This is a genomic window from Acinetobacter sp. AR_0276, from assembly GCF_003000705.1.
GTDB classification, from domain to species: Bacteria; Pseudomonadota; Gammaproteobacteria; order Pseudomonadales; family Moraxellaceae; genus Acinetobacter; species Acinetobacter nosocomialis.
Genome location: NZ_PSQO01000004.1, coordinates 1,298,906 through 1,321,724 on the forward strand (window position 1 = coordinate 1,298,906; position 22,819 = coordinate 1,321,724).

Here is a 22,819-nt window from a genome sequence, read left to right on the forward strand (position 1 = left end):
ACACCCCCAATTTTAGTTGGGGGTGTTTAGAATAATGAGCTGGCGATGACTTACTCTCACATGGGTAACCCCACACTACCATCAGCGCTAAGAGGTTTCACTTCTGAGTTCGGGAAGGGATCAGGTGGTTCACTCTTGCTATGGTCGCCAGCACAACTGTTTATGGATACTTGCTTTGGTCTTATTGTTTGCCGAAGCGTTTTCCAAATCTTTACAGACTGGGCTGATTGAATCTGACTATGTTCATTTTATCTAGTGGAATAACTAAATCAAGTTTGTTTGTAGATTTATGAATCGATTGATGCTTTGTATACAACTGCTTGGGTGTTGTATAGTCAAGCCTCACGAGCAATTAGTATTGGTCAGCTTCACATATCACTATGCTTCCACATCCAACCTATCAACGTCCTAGTCTCGAACGGCTCTTTAGAGGAATAAATTCCTAGGGAAATCTTATCTTGAGGTAGGCTTCCCGCTTAGATGCTTTCAGCGGTTATCCCTTCCGAACATAGCTACCCGGCGATGCGACTGGCGTCACAACCGGTACACCAGAGGTTCGTCCACTCTGGTCCTCTCGTACTAGGAGCAGATCCTCTCAAATTTCCAGCGCCCACGGTAGATAGGGACCGAACTGTCTCACGACGTTCTAAACCCAGCTCGCGTACCTCTTTAAATGGCGAACAGCCATACCCTTGGGACCTGCTTCAGCCCCAGGATGAGATGAGCCGACATCGAGGTGCCAAACACCGCCGTCGATATGAACTCTTGGGCGGTATCAGCCTGTTATCCCCAGAGTACCTTTTATCCGTTGAGCGATGGCCCTTCCATACAGAACCACCGGATCACTAAGACCTACTTTCGTACCTGCTCGACTTGTGGGTCTCGCAGTTAAGCGCGCTTTTGCCTTTATACTCTACGCGTGATTTCCGACCACGCTGAGCGCACCTTCGTACTCCTCCGTTACTCTTTAGGAGGAGACCGCCCCAGTCAAACTACCCACCAGACACGGTCCTCGTCCCGGATAACGGGACAGAGTTAGAACCTCAACATTACCAGGGTGGTATTTCAAGGACGGCTCCATTGGAACTAGCGTTCCAACTTCAAAGCCTCCCACCTATCCTACACAAGTAAGGTCAAAGTTCAGTGTCAAGCTGCAGTAAAGGTTCACGGGGTCTTTCCGTCTAGCCGCGGGTACACTGCATCTTCACAGCGATTTCGATTTCACTGAGCCTCTGCTGGAGACAGCGCCGCCATCATTATGCCATTCGTGCAGGTCGGAACTTACCCGACAAGGAATTTCGCTACCTTAGGACCGTTATAGTTACGGCCGCCGTTTACTGGGGCTTCGATCAAGAGCTTCGCTTACGCTAACCCCATCAATTAACCTTCCAGCACCGGGCAGGCATCACACCCTATACGTCCACTTTCGTGTTTGCAGAGTGCTATGTTTTTAATAAACAGTTGCAGCGGCCTGGTTTCTGCGGCTGTCATCAGCTCAGGAAGCAAGTTCCATCACCAACAACAGCGTACCTTCTCCCGAAGTTACGGTACCATTTTGCCTAGTTCCTTCAGCAGAGTTCTCTCAAGCGCCTTGGTCTACTCGACCTGACCACCTGTGTCGGTTTCGGGTACGATTCCTGTGTAACTGAAGCTTAGAGACTTTTCCTGGAAGCATGGTATCAGCCACTTCGCTGTACAAGTACAGCTTGCTATCGGATCTCAGTATAGAGTACCCCGGATTTGCCTAAGATACATACCTACATCCTTCCACCTGGACAACCAACGCCAGGCTGACTTAACCTTCTCCGTCCTCTCATCGCATTACACAGAAGTATTGGAATATTAACCAATTTCCCATCGACTACGCCTTTCGGCCTCGCCTTAGGGGTCGACTCACCCAGCCCCGATTAACGTTGGACTGGAACCCTTGGTCTTTCGGCGAACGGGTTTTTCACCCGTTTTGTCGTTACTCACGTCAGCATTCGCACTTCTGATACCTCCAGCATACTTCTCAATACACCTTCATCGGCTTACAGAACGCTCCCCTACCACTTGACTAATGTCAAATCCGCAGCTTCGGCACATAGTTTTAGCCCCGTTACATCTTCCGCGCAGGCCGACTCGACTAGTGAGCTATTACGCTTTCTTTAAAGGGTGGCTGCTTCTAAGCCAACCTCCTAGCTGTCTATGCCTTCCCACATCGTTTCCCACTTAACTATGATTTTGGGGCCTTAGCTGGCGGTCTGGATTGTTTTCCTCTTGACTACGGACGTTAGCACCCGCAGTCTGTCTCCCGGATAGTACTCATAGGTATTCGGAGTTTGCATCGGTTTGGTAAGTCGGGATGACCCCCTAGCCGAAACAGTGCTCTACCCCCTATGGTATTCGTCCGAGGCGCTACCTAAATAGCTTTCGGGGAGAACCAGCTATCACCAGGCTTGATTAGCCTTTCACCCCTATCCACAAGTCATCCCCTGGCTTTTCAACGACAGTGGGTTCGGTCCTCCAGTTAGTGTTACCCAACCTTCAACCTGCTCATGGATAGATCGCCTGGTTTCGGGTCTATACCCAGCAACTAAACGCCCTATTAAGACTCGATTTCTCTACGGCTCCCCTATACGGTTAACCTCGCTACTGAATATAAGTCGCTGACCCATTATACAAAAGGTACGCAGTCACACCACGAAGGTGCTCCCACTGCTTGTATGCATGCGGTTTCAGGATCTATTTCACTCCCCTCACAGGGGTTCTTTTCGCCTTTCCCTCACGGTACTGGTTCACTATCGGTCAGTCAGGAGTATTTAGCCTTGGAGGATGGTCCCCCCATATTCAGACAAGGTTTCACGTGCCTCGCCCTACTCGTCATCATTATGTGTGCCCTTTCGTGTACGGGAATATCACCCTCTACGTTCGCACTTCCCAGAGCGTTCCACTAAAACACACATAACTTAATGGGCTGATCCCCGTTCGCTCGCCGCTACTGAGGGAATCTCAATTGATTTCTTTTCCTAAGGGTACTGAGATGTTTCACTTCCCCTCGTTCGCCTTGCAACACTATGTATTCATGTTGCAATACCTACCTTAAAGTAGGTGGGTTCCCCCATTCAGACATCTCCGGATCAAAGGATATTTGCCGCCTCCCCGGAGCTTTTCGCAGGCTATCACGTCTTTCATCGCCTCTGACTGCCAAGGCATCCACCACATGCACTTAATTACTTGACTATACAACCCCAAACAGTCGACGTTACCTACAAGTTAGTAACTTCAACATTTCAGTTTAGAGCACTGTGTATTTAAACACTGTACAGCTTCAATCTAAATTCATATACCAAAACGCTTGATTCAGTTAATTTGCTAGTTCTCAATTAACTCCAAGATCAGAATTACTTCATCTCTCTTTGTTATTGAGTGAACAATTTATTTCAGACTCAATTTTGCCAATCTGTTAATGAATAAACATGCCTTCGTCAGGTCATGCTTAATACCGTGATACTTAAATCACAGAAGTTAATAAACCAAGACCGAAATCTCTATTTACTAATTTCTGTAATCCGAACTTATCTTAAGTTCTGGTGGAGACTAGGAGAGTCGAACTCCTGACCTCCTGCGTGCAAAGCAGGCGCTCTACCAACTAAGCTAAGTCCCCAGCTTACATCATCAGTCATGTATCTTTTATCTATAACTTTAACCAGTCAAAGTCATGGTGGGTCTGACAAGACTTGAACTTGTGACCCCACGCTTATCAAGCGTGTGCTCTAACCAACTGAGCTACAGACCCTCAGATACATCTATGAAGAACAACTTGTTGTGGATTCTTACCAATCGTCAATCTTTCGTTAAGGAGGTGATCCAGCCGCAGGTTCCCCTACGGCTACCTTGTTACGACTTCACCCCAGTCATCGGCCACACCGTGGTAACCGCCCTCTTTGCAGTTAGGCTAGCTACTTCTGGTGCAACAAACTCCCATGGTGTGACGGGCGGTGTGTACAAGGCCCGGGAACGTATTCACCGCGGCATTCTGATCCGCGATTACTAGCGATTCCGACTTCATGGAGTCGAGTTGCAGACTCCAATCCGGACTACGATCGGCTTTTTGAGATTAGCATCACATCGCTGTGTAGCAACCCTTTGTACCGACCATTGTAGCACGTGTGTAGCCCTGGCCGTAAGGGCCATGATGACTTGACGTCGTCCCCGCCTTCCTCCAGTTTGTCACTGGCAGTATCCTTAAAGTTCCCGACATTACTCGCTGGCAAATAAGGAAAAGGGTTGCGCTCGTTGCGGGACTTAACCCAACATCTCACGACACGAGCTGACGACAGCCATGCAGCACCTGTATGTAAGTTCCCGAAGGCACCAATCCATCTCTGGAAAGTTCTTACTATGTCAAGGCCAGGTAAGGTTCTTCGCGTTGCATCGAATTAAACCACATGCTCCACCGCTTGTGCGGGCCCCCGTCAATTCATTTGAGTTTTAGTCTTGCGACCGTACTCCCCAGGCGGTCTACTTATCGCGTTAGCTGCGCCACTAAAGCCTCAAAGGCCCCAACGGCTAGTAGACATCGTTTACGGCATGGACTACCAGGGTATCTAATCCTGTTTGCTCCCCATGCTTTCGCACCTCAGCGTCAGTGTTAGGCCAGATGGCTGCCTTCGCCATCGGTATTCCTCCAGATCTCTACGCATTTCACCGCTACACCTGGAATTCTACCATCCTCTCCCACACTCTAGCTAACCAGTATCGAATGCAATTCCCAAGTTAAGCTCGGGGATTTCACATTTGACTTAATTAGCCGCCTACGCGCGCTTTACGCCCAGTAAATCCGATTAACGCTTGCACCCTCTGTATTACCGCGGCTGCTGGCACAGAGTTAGCCGGTGCTTATTCTGCGAGTAACGTCCACTATCTCTAGGTATTATCTAAAGTAGCCTCCTCCTCGCTTAAAGTGCTTTACAACCATAAGGCCTTCTTCACACACGCGGCATGGCTGGATCAGGCTTGCGCCCATTGTCCAATATTCCCCACTGCTGCCTCCCGTAGGAGTCTGGGCCGTGTCTCAGTCCCAGTGTGGCGGATCATCCTCTCAGACCCGCTACAGATCGTCGCCTTGGTAGGCCTTTACCCCACCAACTAGCTAATCCGACTTAGGCTCATCTATTAGCGCAAGGTCCGAAGATCCCCTGCTTTCTCCCGTAGGACGTATGCGGTATTAGCATCCCTTTCGAGATGTTGTCCCCCACTAATAGGCAGATTCCTAAGCATTACTCACCCGTCCGCCGCTAGGTCCAGTAGCAAGCTACCTTCCCCCGCTCGACTTGCATGTGTTAAGCCTGCCGCCAGCGTTCAATCTGAGCCATGATCAAACTCTTCAGTTAAAATCATTTTGCACCTTATTTATAGACAAGGTGCCAATTCTGGCTCATCAATTACTGACTTAAATTTCGCTCAAATAAACTTCGAGTAATTTAAACCAATCAATCAATGAAAATTATTTCGATTAATCAATCAGTAAAAATCCACACAAGTTGTTCTTCAATTCTCTTAATGATCTTCTTCCTGGTTCGTCACCAGCAAGCTAGGTCGGCTATATTACTCTTAATCTCTTAAAAGTCAACAGGTAATTTCGATATTTTTAAAACTTATTTCTCAAACCAACTTAACATTAAATTCATCACTTAAAGCAATCAACTTAATCTCAAGTAACTGTTTTTCAACAAGTTTCTATCTGCATCACCGCCGATGGATGTGCATTATAGACCATCCAAATCCCTTTGCAATACCTTTTTTAATATTAGTGCAACGACAGTTCGCTTTTTGATCAAAAATGATAAAAATATTCATTTTTTATATAAACACGGTTGTAAAAGCATCAATTTATCTAGGATTTTCTCATCTTGATTCTTCTCTTGCCATCTTAATGGACGGCAATCGATATATTCACAGTATCCACCTTCTCCTTGAAGGCATTGATCATTCCAACTTAGCTGATAACGGAAACTTCCAATATATCCAGCAGCGAATCCAAATTTGTAATCACCACGACTTTCTGCATAGAGTTCGAAAATTACTTTTCCATTTTTTTTACACTGCCAAGAAAACTCTCGAGGTAAATACATTTCACGTCCATGTGGTGTTTCAACCTTTGGATAAACCCGATGGATATGGAAATTAACATCTTCCGTAAATGTGACAGCAGGCTTTCCTAGCTCTTGAATATCTAAACGTGAAAACAGAATAATATTCCATTGATTTCTTATTTGAGAAAGTGTGATTTGTGTTGTTTCATTTAAATTAATAATCTGGCAGGTATAAAAACATAAAGATAAGAAAGGTAAATGCAAGGCCCGAGCATGTTTAAAACGTCCTAATCCATTGACTTCATATTTCTGCCCTTTATATAAAATCTCTCCTTCACAATGACATAAAACAGACCAGTAGTCAGATATTCCCCACTGTAGTGCTGAAGAATTGGAAATATCAGAAGGTGTTTGGACAACTAAGTCACAACTCATTTCAGAATCTGTTCGTCTAAGCTGAACTCTTGGAATTTGCCATTCAATAAGATCTGTTTTATCAAATTGGTAACTATTAGGAGTAAGTTGACATTGTCTTCGGATAGAATAGGTTTTTAAGTGACTTACACTGTGTAGGCTGTTACTCACCAGTACTGTTGCTGTATCAATTGCTGAAGTCACAATACTGTTTGCGTTATAGCAAAGTGGAATTCTAGGCTGCCCGATTAGACTAATATAATTAAAATAACGAAGTGGGGCCGGTAAATTTGGAAGGATTAAGCCTTGATAGACAACTTTAAAGAAGCCTCTAGCGGGTTGATAAACAACACCCTCATTTGAGTTGAGGCTCAGTTGCTGTAATTGATTTATTGGACTCATCAACTTAGGCATACTGAACCTCATCTAATTTATGTTTTGATAGTCTCGTTATTTTTTTTAGCTAAAAGTGTGGTAACAAAACCTGATAGAGCATAGATGATTGAAACAATCAGAATACCCATTGGGATATTATAAGTGATTGCTGCAAAAATCAGTACTACCGGCAACATAACTACAAAAGGAACACGTTTGCGGTCCATTTGCTTAAATGAATAATATTTAATATTGGAAATCATAAGTAAACCAACAACAACCATGATTACCGCATTAATGACCTGAATCGCAATATCACGTAAATCGAAAATAAACGGATAATCACGAGCCACCCATACAAGCGAAATAATGATAATTGCAGCTAATGGACTTGCAATACCAATAAAATAGCGTTTATCAACTACTCCAATTTGAACATTAAAACGCGCCAAACGGAATGCTGCACAAGCCGTATAAACAAAACAGCATGCTAAGCCGATGCGACCTAAATCATGGAGACTCCAGCTATACATCAGCATTGCTGGCGCCACACCAAATGCTAACAAATCAGATAAAGAATCATATTGCTCACCAAAAGCACTTTGAGCACCAATAGCTCGGGCAACACGTCCATCTAATCCATCGAACAAAGCAGCAAGAAAAATGGCATAGATCGCTTGTGTAAATTCGCCATTCATACTTGCAATAATGGAATAGAAACCAGACAACAAAGCGGCTGTCGTGATTAAGTTAGGCCAAAGATAAATACCTCGGCGCTTCACTTTTTGTCCTTCCGGATTATCTTCTTCTTCAACCACTTCGAACGTAATCCCATCAAAAGAATGTTCATTATGAGTTAAATCTTGCTCTGGTTTAGGCGCATTTGTCATTATTTTCTATTCCAAACATGTGCATTGATTTAGATTAATTATTACTCACCCACTAACCAGCGAACAGCAGCGTGACCACCTGTTTCTTGCATACGTAAGTGAGGAAATAACCATTGTAGGGCTTGGTCTGCTTGCTCAGAGAACTGCCAAGGTGGGTTAATTACCAATAAACCACAACCATTCAGACCTACAGGTGTGTCATCTGGCCATACACAAATTTCACAAATTAATTGACGGCGAATTCCAGTTTTGAACATTTTCTTTTCAAAACGTTCAATCATTGCGCGGTCTTTGATTGGATACCAAACTGCAAAGACACCTGTTGGCCATTTCTTATAAGCGCTTTGCAAGAGCTCAACCAATTGTGGAAAGTCTTTACGTTCTAATTCGTAAGGCGGGTCAATCATAACCAGACCGCGCTTTTCTTTCGGTGGAATTACACCGAGCAGACCTTCATATGCATCACGCTCATGTAAACCTGCACGTTTATCGCGAATGTTATGACGTAATTGCTGAAAAACATCGCGCTGCATTTCAAATATAGTCGCTTTGTCGATTTCACGCATACCTTGCAAAGCAAACCAAGGAGAACCCGGATAGCTACCTTTACCTTCTTCAGTACGTAATTCTTCTACGAGTTTTAAGTATTGCTGGATTGCTTCAGGAGCTTGACGCTTTTCCATTTCAGAAAGCTGTACAAGACGATGAATACCCGTTAGGAATTCTCCTGACTTTTGTGCAGGTGCTTGAGATAGATCATATTTTCCTGCCCCTCCATGCGTATCGATATAACGATAAGGTTTATCTTTAGCATTTAAACGGTTGAGAAGCTGTAGCAAAAGCACATGCTTCATAACATCTGCAAAGTTGCCCGCATGGAAATGGTGACGGTAATTCATGTTGACTTTAATTCCTCAATTCAACGAATAGTTTAACATGAAAAAAATATTCTTTCGTAAGGTTGTGATCATCTAAAATAAGGCTGCTTGATTTTCTTACGATCGATATGAGGTTATATGCGCTCTCGACCACTTCCTGACAGTTGGCATCTGAACCAGATTTTAGATGACTTAAATGCACATGGTTTTGCAATTGTAAACCATGCCTATTCTACTGAGTATCTTGCTCAAGTTGCCACAGAGTGTAGTCATCACTTTGATGAATTCCGTGAAGCAGGGATTCAAAATGGTGTAGTGAGTACTATTCGAAGCGATCATATTTTATGGATTAATGAGTCACTTCCTATTGCCGAACAACATGTCGAAACCCTAACTTCATTTTGCCAACATCTAAATCAAGCTTTCTTTTTAGGAATTAAAGAGGTTGAAGCGCATTTTGCCTGTTATAACGCAGGTGAATTTTATGCATTACATCGAGATAATCCTCAACAAAAAAATGATCGTATTATTTCTACTGTTTATTATTTACATGCTGAATGGCAGGATGATTGGGGAGGACAATTACGCTTGCAGGACAAAAATGATATTTGGCACATTATTACGCCAGAACCTAATCGCCTAGTTATTTTCCAAAGTAATTTGCTTCATGAAGTTTTAGTTTCTAAACAGCAGCGTTTATCAATTACAGCTTGGCTTCGTAGTGGAAACTCGATTTGGGGTTAGATAAGTGCTCTTTAAATTTCTTAAATAAACCCGATATAAGAGCTATTGATTAAAAAGGGCGAAGGCGTATGTCTATTGAAACAAAAATGATTGTGAGCAGAATTGGTGAAACAGACCAACTCTATTTAACTGAGAATACGCCCGAACTTGCTTTGGAACGTGCAGATTTACGTATGCAGCTCGTTGTATTAAGCCGTGTTCGTCAAGAGCAAATTCATTTTTTGCAAGAAGCTATTGTTTTGCTTGAGCAAGCTCGTATGGAATACGATGAAATGCCGATGCGTTTGTATTTGAATTTATCTCTTCATTTAGCTAAAGCGTATATGATTTATTTTGAGCTAAATAAAGAAAAACGCTTTGCGCTCATTGCACAGCAAATTTTAAAGCCCTTAGCTCACCATCACCATAGTGATATATACTTTTTCTTGGCTTATGCTTCGGCAGCGCAGGAAAAACCAGCTCTTACCCGACATTGGCTTACAAAATATTTATCAACTGCTCAATGTGATCTTGAGTTGGTTCATGAACATCCGGTATTTCATCCAATACGCCATGAGCCATGGTATAAAGATTTATTAAAATTCAAAACCCACTAAAGTGTGAATTTTAAAAGGCCTGTTATTTATAAACAGGCCTTTTTATTTGGTTATTTTTTTACACTATCTTCGTGTAGCTGCTCATTAAGTTCATCAATGACGACAATCCACTCATCATCTTTTTCCCAATGGCTTTTTAGGAAATCACTTTGACCTTGGGACCAAAAAGATGCTTCATGTAACTTCTGCTCAGCGGGTAACTGATGCGTTTTTATAAAATTTTCAATACTCACGTCATCAGCATCTAAACCCAATTGCTCGAATAAAAGTTGTAATGTCGGTTGCTGTTCAAACATTGTTATTCTCCCATGGCTTCTTTTCAATAATCTAGCAACAATAGATGTTAGTTGTATATCTAGGTCTATATTTTCTTGTTGTTTTTTGTGTGTTCTTATTAAATTTCAAATATAAAAAAGCACCCTACAAGAGAGTGCTTTTCCAATTCATTTAACTAATGAATTATTTTAGCATATCAGCAATTGCTGCACGTTCTTCTTCAAGCTCGTTTAGAGTGAAGTTGATACGCTCACGGCTGAATTCATCGATTTCTAAACCTTGAACGATTTTGTATTCACCGTTTTCAGTTGTTACAGGGAAACCGAACATAACGCCTTCAGGAATACCATAAGAACCATCAGATGGAATACCCATAGTTACCCATTTGCCGTTTGTACCAAGTGCCCAATCACGCATATGGTCGATTGCAGCGTTAGCAGCAGAAGCAGCAGAAGACAAACCACGTGCTTCGATAATCGCAGCACCACGCTTACCAACAGTTGGAAGGAATACGTCTTTGTTCCAAGCTGGATCGTTGATCTTGTCTTTTAAGCTTTCACCATTTGCAGTAGCAAAACGGTAGTCAGCATACATTGTTGGAGAGTGGTTACCCCAAACTGTTAATTTTTCGATGTCAGCAACTGCAACACCAGCTTTTTGAGCAACTTGAGTCAATGCACGGTTGTGGTCAAGACGTAACATTGCTGTGAAGTTTTTCGCTGGAAGATCTGGAGCAGATTTCATTGCGATGTAAGCGTTTGTATTTGCAGGGTTACCTACAACTAATACTTTAACGTCACGGCTAGCAACTTCGTTTAATGCTTGACCTTGGCCAATGAAGATTTCACCGTTAACTTTTAACAAGTCAGCACGTTCCATACCAGGACCACGTGGGCGAGAACCAACTAATAATGCATAGTCAGCATCTTTAAATGCAACTTTAGGATCATCAGTCCCGATCATGCCAGCCAATAAAGGGAAAGCACAGTCATCAAGTTCCATCATTACGCCTTTAAGCGCTTGTTGTGCTTTTTCAACTGGAACTTCAAGCAATTGTAAAATAACAGGTTGATCTTTACCTAACATTTCACCGCTTGCGATACGGAATAATAAGCTGTAACCAATTTGACCTGCAGCGCCAGTCACGGCAACACGAACGGGTTGCTTCATGTAATTGTCTCCAATGAGTGTCCTTAATCGGGCTAAATAGCGATTCTACTTAACCAAATCATCATAAACGGCAAAGATTGTACTCTAAAGAAGTTGCAGATGCATGTAAAAGCGACTCATTTTCACCAAAAGTCTGATAGAAAATACAAATTAACCTTTACAAATAGATTCAATGTATGGTGAGCATTTTTCTGTGAAATGGTAGCTACTCTTAATAGCTACCTTTAATTGTAATTTCACTTGGGCAATTAGAGACTACATGATTTGAACATTGCTTATATTGGCCATTTACTGTGTAGCAAACTTTAACTTCAGTAAGTACAACATCGGAACGTGAAAGTTGGCACGAAAAACGAATGCCATTTTGTGGCAAACTCGGGTTAAGCTTTGTAAATTGTTGACGTAATGTAGATTGTTGCATTTCTACATTACTAGAACTGGTTAAATTGGCAGGTATTTTTAATCGTTCAGCGAAGTTAATAATTAGACCTCTTGCGAAAGTAAAAACCACCTCAATCTAAATTTCATGAGATATCAGAAATTAAATCGTTTTTCAGATTCTGAATTCCAGCGCTTGGTTGGTGTACCTCGACCAGTTTTTAGTGAAATGATCGAAGTTTTAAAAGAAGTAGAATCACTTAAAAAGAAATCTGGGCGTCCTCATACTTTAGCTATAGAGGATCAATTATTATTAACACTCAATTACTTACGGAATTACAGCACTCAATTGGAGTTGGCTGCAAATTACCATATCGCTGAAAGTAATGTGAATCGAACCATTAAAAAGGTTGAAGATGCATTGATGAAATCAAGACGGTTTACTCTGCCAAAACGAAGCATTACCACAGCAGACGAACAGTTTAACTGGGTCATTATTGATGCGACAGAATGTTCAATAGAACGTCCGAAAAAAAAATCAGAGTAAGTTCTACAGTGGTAAAAAGAAGAAACATACGCTAAAAGCACAAGTGATCTATCATCCGAACAGCAAACAAATCATAGGGCTAGATATATCGAATGGCAGTCAGCATGACATTAAATTGGCAAGAAGAACGGTTAAAAAATTCAAACATTGTAAATATGTTATGACCGATTTAGGGTACTACGGATTAGAGCAAGATGGCTTTAAATTATTGATGCCAATAAAGAAAAAGAAGAATTTACCCTTATTTGATGTTGAGAAAAAGTACAATAAAATGATTGGAAAAATACGAGTTGTGATCGAACATATTAATAGTCAATTGAAAACATTTAGAATATTAAGTGAACGCTATCGAAATAGACGGAAAAGATTCGGTTTACGCATTAACTTAATCGCTGCACTGGTAAATCGGATGAACTTGCAATAACGACTTTCGCAAGAGGTCTATTGTACGGAAATACTGACTGGCGTTCATAGGTACACAGCCACCAACACTCTTCCAAAGTTGCACACGAGCGTTGTTGTCTGGCATCACTCGAGCAACAACTTTAGCTTGCAAGGGCGAAAGGGTGGCAGAACTTTCAGTTGAACAGTCCGTTCTAGTTGTTTCAGGCATTAAACCCGTAATTGTGAGTGAGTACCCTTCAAGACATTTACGCTGCTTCTGTTTAGAAGGATCTAACGAACAGACAGCAGGCGTCATCTGAACATGCATGACATAACCTTGCACGTTTACAGGTTCCGCATGTAAAACAGAACTCATCAATCCAATGCTTGCACAGATGAGCCACCATGCAAGTTGCGATATTGGATGAAGTCCTAGATATCTATATTTCATTTAATTAAAACTTGGTTATGCCAATTAAAAGAATGTTCCATCATTCATCATCTAAAATTAAGGTGATGATCGCATTGGAATGACTTTCATACGCTGTATTAGCGACTGAGCGCCTTGCCCCAACACCACTCCATAATGGGTCGCATTTGTCATGACATGCTTGACATAATCTCTAGTCTCAAGCAATGGAATGGTTTCTGTATATTGATCAGCTTCAATCGGTTGGTAATCGGGTTGCCAACGTCTTGCACGATTTGGGCCAGCATTATAGCCTGCTGTCGCTAAAACAGGGTTATTGCTTAACTGCCCTTGAATCATTGATAAATAAAATGTTCCATAACGAATATTGGTATTCATTTCACTTAACGCCGCCGGATTATATGTCTCCCCCATCTGACGAGCAATCAACTTTGCTGTATCAGGCATAATTTGCATAAGGCCACCAGCTCCTACATGAGAACGTGCCGAGGTAACAAACCGACTTTCTTGACGCATTAAACCATAAGCCCACGCAGGATCAATTCCAGCATTGTAACTATGACCTACGACATTAGTCTTATGCGGAGTCACATAACGATACGTATCATTATGTTTATTCGTTGTACGATCTGCTGCGTAAATTGCACGATCATACCATCCCATATCGTGAGCACGTTTTGCCGCAGCCAATAATAATCCATCGTCATGCTGAAGATATGCCTGACGGACTGCCCAGTTCCATTCACGGTTGGTATACGTTGGATTTGCGTTAATACGTCTTAAAGTAAATGCACGATTAAAGTGAATATTTTGATCTAGACGGCGTAAATCGCTTGCAGTCGGCTCGTCGTTATATGGCTGATGGTTATAACGTACACCTAAACGGTCTTTTGCAAGAAGATTGTGATAATCATCTCCACTTTCAGCTAATTTTTTATAAATACGCTGTGCCGTGTTTTTAGAGTTACTATCGCCACGTTGTTCTGTCGCACGGGCTAACCAATATTGCCAGCGATCTTCTTGTTTCTGGGAAACTGACATGCTATCAATCGCACGAATTAAGCTTTCCCATGCGCTAAAGCGAATAGCTTGTCGTGCATAAATTTCAGCTTCTTCAGGACTTAGCGGATAACCATAGCTGGCATCAAAATATTGAAGTACTTCACGGTTAAAGTTATTTTTCATCACCGTCGTGCCACCGATATAAGCCACGGTTCGATAAAGATACTTTTGCACGCTCTCTGGAGTACCTTGCGCTACACGCTGTACATTTGCAAAAGCGTTACCTAAATCATTATTCGCTAAACGGCCTAATGCGAAAATCAAATAGGCATAATCTACATCGTTGGTCTTTGGAGCGGTCCATAAATAATTAAGAGGATTCGCCTGAATCTGGTTGAGCTGAGCCAAAGAAAGATTCATTCCAAGACTTTGAGCAGTTGCAAGAGCTTGTCCTGATAAGCCTGAACGTAGCTGTACCCACAGACGCTGTTGCTTATCTTGGGTACTCATTAATGGACTGGTAAGCATCATACGGCCTAGCCCAACACAAGAGTCTGGTTGTGACTCAGTGGCTAACCAAACATCTTTATATTCTGCAAATACCAATGCATCACCACTTTTAGCTCGTACCTGAGCCAAAGCACAATTTTCGGCTGGGTCAGGGTTAGAGACATAAGGTAACAATGGCTGTGCAGATACAAAATCAGCTTGTTTAACTTTTTCTTCAACATAATCCGCTGCAAGCTTCTCTGCCATAGCAGATTGTGGATAGCGCTGGGCAAAACTTACAATTGATGTTGGAGATTGAAATCCTAAATTACTGTTTAACTTCCAGTATTCAGGATAATAGCCCAACACATCATTTTGCATTGCAGCCTGATATTGATCTAATAAAGCAGTATTACCACTATTGGCGGCATTTAATGCATCGTTAAATTGTTCTTCTGCGGCATAAGACAATGAACAACCAAGTAAACACACAGCTCCTAACCAGCTACGATGTGCATATTTATTTTTCATCACACGACTCTTGTTTGATGAGCTCTTTTTACCTGGTCTCATAAATGTGCTAAACCCTGACTATCCACCTTTAGACATAGTTTAATTATTCTTCGTACATTCTTTTGTTGTGTTATGTAACTATCTGATTCGACATCATTAAAATTTATGTCATTTGTCTTCATAAATCATGTGCAGCTTATGGCAGTTTATTGTTATCTGTCTGGCTCAAATACTGCTATAATGATCGGTTTGACCCGTTTTGGGTCATTTTATTATTTATTTAGATCGATCTGTTAGGAGCCTACATGACGGTTCAAACCTTCATTCCCAATGGTGCCAAAGCTGCCTCAGAAAACACTGTTACCCAGCCAACGCACACCACTGATGTTTCAATAAAGAAATTATATATTGAAACTCAAGGGTGTCAGATGAATGAGTATGACAGTCACCGTATGGCAGACCTTTTAGGGGATTCTCACGGTTACGTTTTAACAACTAACCCTAATGAAGCAGATATTCTGCTCATGAATACATGTTCTATCCGTGAAAAAGCACAAGAGAAAGTATTTAGTGAATTAGGCCGCTGGCGCAAACTAAAAGAGCAAAATCCTGACCTTGTGATTGGTGTAGGTGGTTGTGTTGCATCTCAAGAAGGTGACAACATTCAAAAGCGTGCGCCGTATGTCGATATGATTTTTGGCCCACAAACCTTACACCGTTTACCACAAATGCTTGACCAACATCATGCACAAGTGGAAAAGCCGAAAAAAGAAAAAATTAAGCTCGTTGATATTTCATTCCCTGATATTGAAAAGTTCGACTTTTTACCTGAACCACGCGTAGAAGGTTTCAAAGCATTCGTTTCTATTATGGAAGGTTGCTCTAAATACTGCTCTTTCTGTGTGGTTCCATATACTCGTGGTGAAGAGGTTTCTCGTCCACTTGATGATGTGCTTGCAGAAATCGCGGGTCTTGCTGAAAAAGGCGTTCGTGAAATTAGCTTACTTGGTCAAAATGTAAACGGATATCGTGGTGAAACATTCGAAGGTGGTATTTGTACCTTCCCTGAATTGTTACGACTCGTTGCAGAAATTCCTGGAATTGGCCGTTTACGTTATACAACTTCACACCCGCTTGAGTTCTCTGATGAACTTATCCAGTGTTATGAAGATTTACCTCAAATGGTTTCACACTTACATTTGCCTGTACAAAGTGGATCTAACGATGTACTTAAAGCAATGAAGCGAAATCACACCATTGATGTATACATCGACAAGATTGCCAAGTTACGTAAAATACGCCCGGATATGCATTTATCGAGCGATTTTATTATTGGTTTCCCAGGAGAAACTGACGAAAACTTTGCAGAAACATTGCAATTTATCAAAGATTTAGACTTCGATCACTCTTATAGCTTTGTTTACTCAAAACGCCCTGGCACACCAGCATCTGACTTACCAGATACAACTCCTGAACATGTTAAAAAAGAACGTTTAGCACAAGTTCAACAAGTCATTAAGCAATCTAGTATTGAAAAAACTGATGCAATGCTTGGCAAAATTGAACGTGTACTTATCGAGAAAGTGTCTGATCAAGATCCTAATATTTTAGTAGGTACAGCAGACAATACTCGCTTAGTAACTTTTGTAGGTGATGCTTCTTGGGTTGGCCGTTTTGCCGAGATCGAGATTACTGAAATTAAAACTTTAAATTTAGTTTACGGTGAACTCTTGAATCTTGAGCCTGACGTGGCGTAATGTAGAGGTATTCTAAAGTCTACTGAAAGGTTTTCTCTTGACTGCAGCGATTCGACGTACCGTAACATTTCCTGAAATTTCAATGGAACGTTTAAAGAGCATCTTGGGTGCCTATAATGGGCACCTTAAGCAAATCGAACAGCGTTTAGATGTCAAAATTACTCATCGTGGAGATGTTTTTCACATAGATGGTGAGATAGATGCTGTTGGGAGAGCCGAAGCATTATTGCAACGACTCTACGAAGAAACTGAAGAGTCTCAGCAAATCAGTGCTGATCTATTACATCTCTTGATTCAATCTTCACAAACTGAACGTAATTTCGAGTTAGTTGGTGAAGAGATGGAAGAGCATGATGCGCCAATGGATGTCTATTTCCAGACTCGAAAAGGTCGCATTAATCCACGTGGTGCCAATCAAAAACGCTATGTACAACGTATTTTACAAAGCGATATTTCTTTTGGTGTAGGCCCTGCTGGTACAGGTAAGACTTATTTAGCAGTTGCCGCCGCAGTCGACATGTTAGAGCGTAATGAAATCCAGCGGATTTTACTTGTTCGCCCTGCGGTAGAAGCAGGAGAAAAGCTCGGTTTCTTACCTGGTGATCTCACCCAGAAAATTGATCCATACCTACGTCCTCTTTACGATGCCCTTTACGAAATGCTTGGCTTTGAAAAAGTTGCCAAGTTAATCGAGCGTCAAGTGATTGAAGTGGCGCCTCTTGCTTATATGCGTGGCCGTACACTTAACCATTCATTTGTAATTTTGGATGAAGCGCAAAACACTACGCCTGAACAAATGAAAATGTTCTTGACCCGTTTAGGTTTTGGCTCTCGTGCAGTGATTACAGGTGACATTACTCAAGTAGATTTACCTCGAGGCCAACAATCCGGTTTGGCACACGCCCTTCGTGTACTTGAGAACATTAAAGAAATTCATATTACCCGTTTCCATTCTCGCGACGTTGTACGTCATCAACTTGTTCAAAAAATTGTTGAAGCGTATGAAGGTTGGGATGGTGAACAACAGCGTCTTAATGCTGAAGCACGCGCTGAACGTAAAGCACGCCAAGAAGCATTAGTCGCTGAAAACGATACAGCAGCAGACCTGCAACATCAGGATGCCTAAGGATTCACTTTGAAAATCAGTTTAAGTTTACAACAAGACTTTCAATCCCATGAGTTAGAGCTCAAACGAGCTCAACTCAAAAAAATTATTGAGACAACTTTACGCCACGTTGGCTACAAAGAAGACTGTGAAATTGGTGTTGCCTGTGTTGATCTGGAAGAAAGTCATCAACTTAACTTGCAATATCGTGAGAAAGATAAACCCACCAATGTTCTCTCGTTTCCAAGCGACATTCCCGAAGAAGTCCTACCAATGCTTGATGCATTACCACTAGGTGATTTGGTGATTTGTATTCCAGTGGTATTACAAGAAGCTCTGGAACAAAAGAAAACTGCCCAAAATCATTTTGCACATCTTTTAGTACATGGTGTTCTGCACTTACTCGGCTATGACCATGAAATAAGTGATGAAGATGCAGAAGAAATGGAAGGTTTAGAGATCGAAATTTTAGCTAAACTCAATATTGCTAATCCTTATCAGGAATAACCAATTTCTCTCAAACCATTAAGAACGCAAATAGCTTCTTAATTGATTTTAAAATGTGGATATCCTAAAAGTTATCCACATTTTTTCATTAATGAACTTCAAACTCGGCTTCAGCTGGATCAAAACGCCAAGTACGTACAATACGTAACTCGGAAATATCCTTCATATTTGCATCAAAACGACCAAACGGTGCTCCACGGCGTACTGATGCCTTTGCTGCCTCATCTAAAACTGGATGCCCTGAACTTTCAAGTAAACAAATTGCACGAATTCCCCCTTGAGCATTTAAAATCACCATAAGGCGGACTTCACCTTTTAGCTGTTGCTGCTTGGCTTCTTCTGGATAATAGCGGTTACCGTAAAGCTCTACTTTTTCACGGAATTTATCTAGATAAGCTGCTGAGGCATCTTTCTTGGCTTGAATACCATCTACTGTTTTTATTTTTTGTTGGCGACTGAAATCTTGCTGACGTTGCAAATATTGAGCTTCAAGGCTCGCGACCATTGCGGCTTTTGCCTGAAATTGGCTCTGTAACTGTTCAAGTGCTTTTTTCCTTTGGCTCTCCTCTTCTTGTTTCTGCCAACTCAACACAGTCATTAATACTTTTTCTTCAAATTTAAGTTCTCTTTGTTGCTGCACTTTTTCCAAAGTGTCTAACTGAGCTTCGCCAGTTGAAGCATCAGTCGGCATAGGCGTCGGAGAATTACTGGACATTCGATGAGCCGTTCGAAAAGTTCCCGAACCCTGCTGGTCTGCTTGAGCTAAAAAGTCTGCATGCTTAACGATCTCTTCTGTAGGACGAACCGATATCGCAATTTCTTTAGTCGATTGTTCTGATGGTGCAGGCATCGCAAAATGGATGAGCAGTATAAAAGTATGCAATAAGATTGCGAGTATTATCGCGACAATAAAGACTCGGTCTTGCCACCAATAATGAAAAGGCTCTATAGAAAGACTTCTTTTTTTCAACATAATCTTAAAAGCATATAAATGCCTTTTCCCCAGAGTATTAATAACCGAACAAAATACAAACTGATATTCAAATATGGATAAAAGTGTGATTCACTTCAAATATGGGTTTTTATCCATTTTCATTTTGTGAAAATGTATCAATTAAATTTGTTACACTGCAATATCAAAACCTGTTTTTAACATAATAAAGAGTGTGTTGTTTCTTTAATAATTCATCTTCTGGAAGTTCTTTTATGCAAACGCTATTTTCCTCATTAGTCAAACGTCTTCATAAAGTCTACCGAAAAGCTGAAGCCTTCATTGAGGAAGAAAGAGATTTTACATTGTCGCAAACTTTTTTAAATGCGACCTTAGAACGTTACGTGACTAATAATGTCGAGTTTTTAGATGATCTACATGCAGACCTTTATCATGACTGGTTAAGGCTATATGCCACAATGCATGTTAAAGGTTTAGAGACAACTTTATCTGTCGACTTAAAATTGATACAGATGGAATTCAACAAAGAACAGCAACTTATTGTATTTGAACAAATTAGTAATACACAAATTGTAGAAGCTAAATATAAAAATTTCTGGCAAAAAATTGCTGTAAAAGCTGCTATTTTTTACTATCACAAAATTCTAAAAAAAGATCCATTGGGCATGATTTTAGAGCGTTTTAACGTAGCCCAAGAAAAAGACGACCTTATCTTTCTAGACCTAAATCGTTGGTTCGGTAAAAAAGCCAGCATTATTGAAACCTTAGGAAAGGTGCATATCAACTATGCTCGAGTACGTGAAGCAGAATTAGTCGTCTTTGGTAACGTCAATCTTGCCGCGTTACTTTTCCGAGACCAAGAAGATGACTTTGAAGATGATCTTGAAGACACTGAAATTACGCCAATACAGCAAAAAGATGCATAACAACTGTATGAACCAAAGTAATTCACTGTTAAAAAACACAAAGAGATTACATATTTAGCATAAATCCTGATTTTTTCTCCATGATCAACAGGCATAATATGCAAAAGTCATAGATGCATCAGCACTGACCTTTCAGTCTGTACAAGGATATTTACTTATGGCAACAAAATTTCTGAAATCATTTAGCATCGCAACTGGTATTTCGACAACTTTGCTTATTGCAAGTTTCTCTAGCCATGCACTTGCCATGAGCCCATTTCAGGCAAATTATCAGTTTACCTATAATAATAAAGGCATGGGTTCAGCAACACGCGCACTTAGTCAACAAGGCAATAACTGGACTTATCTATTCACTGCAAAAGCAGGCGGAATTGCTTCTGCGAGCGAAACAAGTAAATTTAGTTTTGCAAATGGCAAAATCGGATCACAAAGCTTTAGCCGTACCAGTAAAATTTTAATTCATAACAATACTATGAATATTAATTTTAACCCTGGCAATAAGACAATTAGCACCAAGAAAGATGATAAAGCACGAACATTTGCTTGGCAGCCTGGCGTACTTGACGAGCTAAATGCTGAATTGCAAGTGCGTGAAGATTTAAAAAATGGTTCACTTAAGTCTTCGTACCCTCTTGCCGATGCAAAAGAAGTTGAAAACCGCCGTTTTGTAAAACAAGGCAGCGAAAAAATTAAAACTTCTTATGGCACTTTTGATACTGTAAAAGTTGTCTTAGAACATGGCCGACCAGATCGTAGTACGATTTTCTGGCTAGCGCCTAAATTAGACTATTTACCGGTTAAGGTAAGTCATATTGATGGCAAAACATCTTATGGTTTGTTATTAACAAGTTATAGCGGTAAAACGAATTAAAGCTTGCATTTTTTCGGATGCTTTTTAAAATACGCATTTGCTTTAAAAGCATCCGTCTAGAGGATTCTCCCGTGCACGCACTAGAACAGAAAATCTTAACAGAAGGTATCGTTCTATCTGATCAAGTGTTGAAAGTCGACGCTTTCTTAAATCACCAAATTGACCCTGTCCTCATGCAGCAGATTGGTAAAGAATTTGCCGCTCGCTTCAAAGATGCAGGGATTACCAAGATTATTACCATTGAAGCTTCAGGTATTGCGCCAGCAATCATGGCAGGTTTAGAACTTGGTGTACCTGTGATTTTTGCTCGTAAATATCAATCGCTGACTTTGAAAGACGATTTATATCGCGCCAAAGTGTTTAGTTTTACTAAACAAACAGAAAGTACTATTGCTATTTCAAATAAACACATCAACTCAAGCGATAAAGCTTTAGTAATTGATGACTTTTTGGCAAATGGTCAAGCTGCACTTGGTTTGATTGACTTAATTCACCAAGCAAACGCAGAGGTTGTAGGTGTTGGTATTGTGATTGAGAAATCATTCCAACCTGGCCGCGATTTATTGCTTGAGAAAGGTTACCGCGTTGAGTCATTAGCACGTGTTAAATCACTTACTGATGGCACAGTAACTTTTGTTAAAGAATAAAATTGTTTCAATAAAAAAAGAGCGGACTTCCGCTCTTTTTTTATTTTTATAAACTATAGGCAAAGTTTTTTTACCACTTCACCTAAACGTCTACCTTGTGCTTCACATAAAAGCTTTTCATCTTGGCTTAAATTTTGGTCATGTCTAGGACCACTCACATGGCTTGCACCATAAGGAGTTCCGCCAGTTTTCGTATTCGACAACGCAGGAATAGAATTTGGCAAACCTAAAATCATCATGCCGTGATGAAATAATGGAGGCAACATCGTCAACAAAGTACTTTCTTGTCCACCATGCATTGAACCAGAAGAAGTAAAAACACATGCCGGTTTATCATGCAAAGCACCATTCAACCAAAGACTTGTGGTCTGATCCCAAAAATACTTCATTTCGCTCGCCATATTACCAAAGCGGGTTGGAGACCCTAGAGCCAAGCCTGCACAATTGGCTAAATCCTCTAAAGTACAATAAATATCGCCTTCTTCGGGAATGCTCGGTTCAGCCTCAGTTACAACTGTTGCAATATTGGGTACTGTTCGTATTTTTACGCTGATACCTGCAGATTCAACACCATTCGCAATAAGATGCGCCATTTCTTTAGTAGAACCATATTTACTGTAATAAAGCACAAGAATGTAAGGTTGCATCGGTTTCATGAATTTTGTTAAAAAGAACACTATACGGTATTTTTTATTTTTTTGGCTTAGCCAATTTTATGAAATTTTAAAGGTGATTGATTTTTAAAGGCAACCGTAACAAATATTTGTAAAAGCTTTTTACTACCTTTTGTTACCATGATACATAGGGAACTTTCAGAATACTTTTTTATTCTTTAGGTTAAAGTTTTCCTCACACCAACCATAGTGTTCTCAACCGAATACACCGGTGAAT

Annotated in this window: 16 protein-coding genes, 2 tRNA genes, 3 rRNA genes and 3 pseudogenes; 9 read left to right on the forward strand and 15 right to left on the reverse strand. The window is 41.0% G+C overall.

The features are described from left to right. Positions 1-37 precede the first annotated feature (37 nt). From rrf to CSB87_RS07010, 8 genes and pseudogenes are all read right to left on the reverse strand, one after another. Positions 38-152, reverse strand: a 5S ribosomal RNA gene (rrf, locus tag CSB87_RS06975). A 179-nt stretch (positions 153-331) separates the two neighbouring features. Continuing rightward, positions 332-3,222, reverse strand: a 23S ribosomal RNA gene (locus CSB87_RS06980). Between the two features lie 348 nt (positions 3,223-3,570). Further along, positions 3,571-3,646: transfer RNA gene (locus CSB87_RS06985), tRNA-Ala, on the reverse strand. Between the two features lie 55 nt (positions 3,647-3,701). Further along, positions 3,702-3,778, reverse strand: a tRNA-Ile gene (locus CSB87_RS06990). Between the two features lie 59 nt (positions 3,779-3,837). Beyond that, positions 3,838-5,375: ribosomal RNA gene (locus CSB87_RS06995) — 16S ribosomal RNA — on the reverse strand. Together the 16S, 23S and 5S rRNA genes with 2 tRNA genes alongside form the textbook arrangement of a ribosomal RNA operon. Positions 5,376-5,818: 443 nt before the next feature. Then, a pseudogene (locus CSB87_RS07000) lies at positions 5,819-6,905 on the reverse strand (DUF6670 family protein). A gap of 17 nt (positions 6,906-6,922) precedes the next feature. Continuing rightward, entirely contained in the window at positions 6,923-7,756 is an 834-nt protein-coding gene (pssA, locus tag CSB87_RS07005) for a CDP-diacylglycerol--serine O-phosphatidyltransferase (RefSeq protein WP_002050746.1), read from the reverse strand. A gap of 41 nt (positions 7,757-7,797) precedes the next feature. After that, positions 7,798-8,655 carry a 23S rRNA (adenine(2030)-N(6))-methyltransferase RlmJ gene (locus CSB87_RS07010; RefSeq protein ID WP_004711861.1) on the reverse strand — a complete coding sequence of 286 codons (858 nt, stop codon included), beginning with the start codon at positions 8,653-8,655 and terminating at the stop codon, positions 7,798-7,800. Positions 8,656-8,772: 117 nt separating this feature from the next. Between CSB87_RS07010 and CSB87_RS07015 the strand changes: the two genes are divergently transcribed. Both CSB87_RS07015 and CSB87_RS07020 read left to right on the forward strand, forming a co-directional pair. Then, the gene (locus CSB87_RS07015; RefSeq protein WP_031953353.1) at positions 8,773-9,378 is read left to right on the forward strand and encodes a 2OG-Fe(II) oxygenase; all 606 of its coding nucleotides are present in this window, start codon (positions 8,773-8,775) and stop codon (positions 9,376-9,378) included. 68 nt (positions 9,379-9,446) lie between these two features. After that, complete coding sequence (locus CSB87_RS07020; RefSeq protein WP_031953356.1) at positions 9,447-9,974, forward strand: hypothetical protein; 528 nt, start codon at positions 9,447-9,449, stop codon at positions 9,972-9,974. 50 nt (positions 9,975-10,024) lie between these two features. Here CSB87_RS07020 and CSB87_RS07025 read toward each other — a convergent pair whose 3' ends face one another. The 3 genes and pseudogenes from CSB87_RS07025 to CSB87_RS07035 form a co-directional block, all read right to left on the reverse strand. After that, the gene (locus CSB87_RS07025) at positions 10,025-10,270 is read right to left on the reverse strand and encodes a DUF2789 family protein (protein WP_002050753.1); all 246 of its coding nucleotides are present in this window, start codon (positions 10,268-10,270) and stop codon (positions 10,025-10,027) included. A 163-nt stretch (positions 10,271-10,433) separates the two neighbouring features. Next, positions 10,434-11,420, reverse strand: a complete 987-nt coding sequence (locus tag CSB87_RS07030; RefSeq protein ID WP_002050778.1) for a malate dehydrogenase — start codon at positions 11,418-11,420, stop codon at positions 10,434-10,436. 211 nt (positions 11,421-11,631) lie between these two features. Next, positions 11,632-11,904: pseudogene (locus tag CSB87_RS07035) on the reverse strand (ribonuclease I); the annotation flags it as partial. A 42-nt stretch (positions 11,905-11,946) separates the two neighbouring features. Here CSB87_RS07035 and CSB87_RS07040 point away from each other — a divergent pair. Then, a protein-coding gene (locus CSB87_RS07040) for an IS5-like element ISAba27 family transposase (RefSeq protein ID WP_076611894.1) occupies positions 11,947-12,769 on the forward strand; the annotation gives its coding sequence in 2 pieces (ribosomal slippage) (positions 11,947-12,327 and positions 12,329-12,769; 822 coding nt in all). A gap of 18 nt (positions 12,770-12,787) precedes the next feature. Here CSB87_RS07040 and CSB87_RS07045 read toward each other — a convergent pair. After that, a pseudogene (locus CSB87_RS07045) lies at positions 12,788-13,180 on the reverse strand (ribonuclease I); the annotation flags it as partial. Positions 13,181-13,237: 57 nt separating this feature from the next. Then, entirely contained in the window at positions 13,238-15,181 is a 1,944-nt protein-coding gene (locus CSB87_RS07050; protein WP_031953357.1) for a lytic transglycosylase domain-containing protein, read from the reverse strand. A 287-nt stretch (positions 15,182-15,468) separates the two neighbouring features. Here CSB87_RS07050 and miaB point away from each other — a divergent pair, with 287 nt between their 5' ends. The 3 genes from miaB to ybeY are packed head-to-tail and all read left to right on the forward strand — an operon-like array spanning position 15,469 to position 18,532. Continuing rightward, positions 15,469-16,920, forward strand: coding sequence for a tRNA (N6-isopentenyl adenosine(37)-C2)-methylthiotransferase MiaB (gene miaB / locus CSB87_RS07055; protein ID WP_002050781.1), 1,452 nt, complete (start codon positions 15,469-15,471; stop codon positions 16,918-16,920). Positions 16,921-16,957: 37 nt separating this feature from the next. Further along, positions 16,958-18,046, forward strand: coding sequence for a PhoH family protein (locus CSB87_RS07060; protein WP_002050786.1), 1,089 nt, complete (start codon positions 16,958-16,960; stop codon positions 18,044-18,046). Positions 18,047-18,055: 9 nt separating this feature from the next. Beyond that, positions 18,056-18,532 carry an rRNA maturation RNase YbeY gene (gene ybeY / locus CSB87_RS07065; RefSeq protein WP_031953358.1) on the forward strand — a complete coding sequence of 159 codons (477 nt, stop codon included), beginning with the start codon at positions 18,056-18,058 and terminating at the stop codon, positions 18,530-18,532. Positions 18,533-18,620: 88 nt separating this feature from the next. Here the strand turns inward: ybeY and CSB87_RS07070 are convergent, their stop codons facing one another. After that, positions 18,621-19,505 carry an energy transducer TonB gene (locus CSB87_RS07070; protein WP_031953360.1) on the reverse strand — a complete coding sequence of 295 codons (885 nt, stop codon included), beginning with the start codon at positions 19,503-19,505 and terminating at the stop codon, positions 18,621-18,623. Between the two features lie 233 nt (positions 19,506-19,738). Between CSB87_RS07070 and CSB87_RS07075 the strand changes: the two genes are divergently transcribed. The 3 genes from CSB87_RS07075 to CSB87_RS07085 all read left to right on the forward strand — a co-directional run bounded on the left by CSB87_RS07075 (position 19,739) and on the right by CSB87_RS07085 (position 21,928). Beyond that, positions 19,739-20,410 (forward strand): hypothetical protein, encoded by a 672-nt coding sequence (locus CSB87_RS07075; protein WP_022576134.1) that lies wholly within the window; start codon positions 19,739-19,741, stop codon positions 20,408-20,410. 157 nt (positions 20,411-20,567) lie between these two features. Then, complete coding sequence (locus tag CSB87_RS07080; protein WP_002050776.1) at positions 20,568-21,281, forward strand: DUF3108 domain-containing protein; 714 nt, start codon at positions 20,568-20,570, stop codon at positions 21,279-21,281. Positions 21,282-21,352: 71 nt separating this feature from the next. Further along, a complete protein-coding gene (locus tag CSB87_RS07085) occupies positions 21,353-21,928 on the forward strand; it encodes a xanthine phosphoribosyltransferase (protein WP_002050789.1) in 576 nt (191 codons plus the stop codon). Positions 21,929-21,981: 53 nt separating this feature from the next. On the opposite strand, the gene wrbA is transcribed toward CSB87_RS07085, so the two are convergent. Continuing rightward, positions 21,982-22,584, reverse strand: a complete 603-nt coding sequence (gene wrbA / locus CSB87_RS07090) for an NAD(P)H:quinone oxidoreductase (RefSeq protein ID WP_209833828.1) — start codon at positions 22,582-22,584, stop codon at positions 21,982-21,984. Between the last annotated feature and the right edge of the window lie 235 nt (positions 22,585-22,819).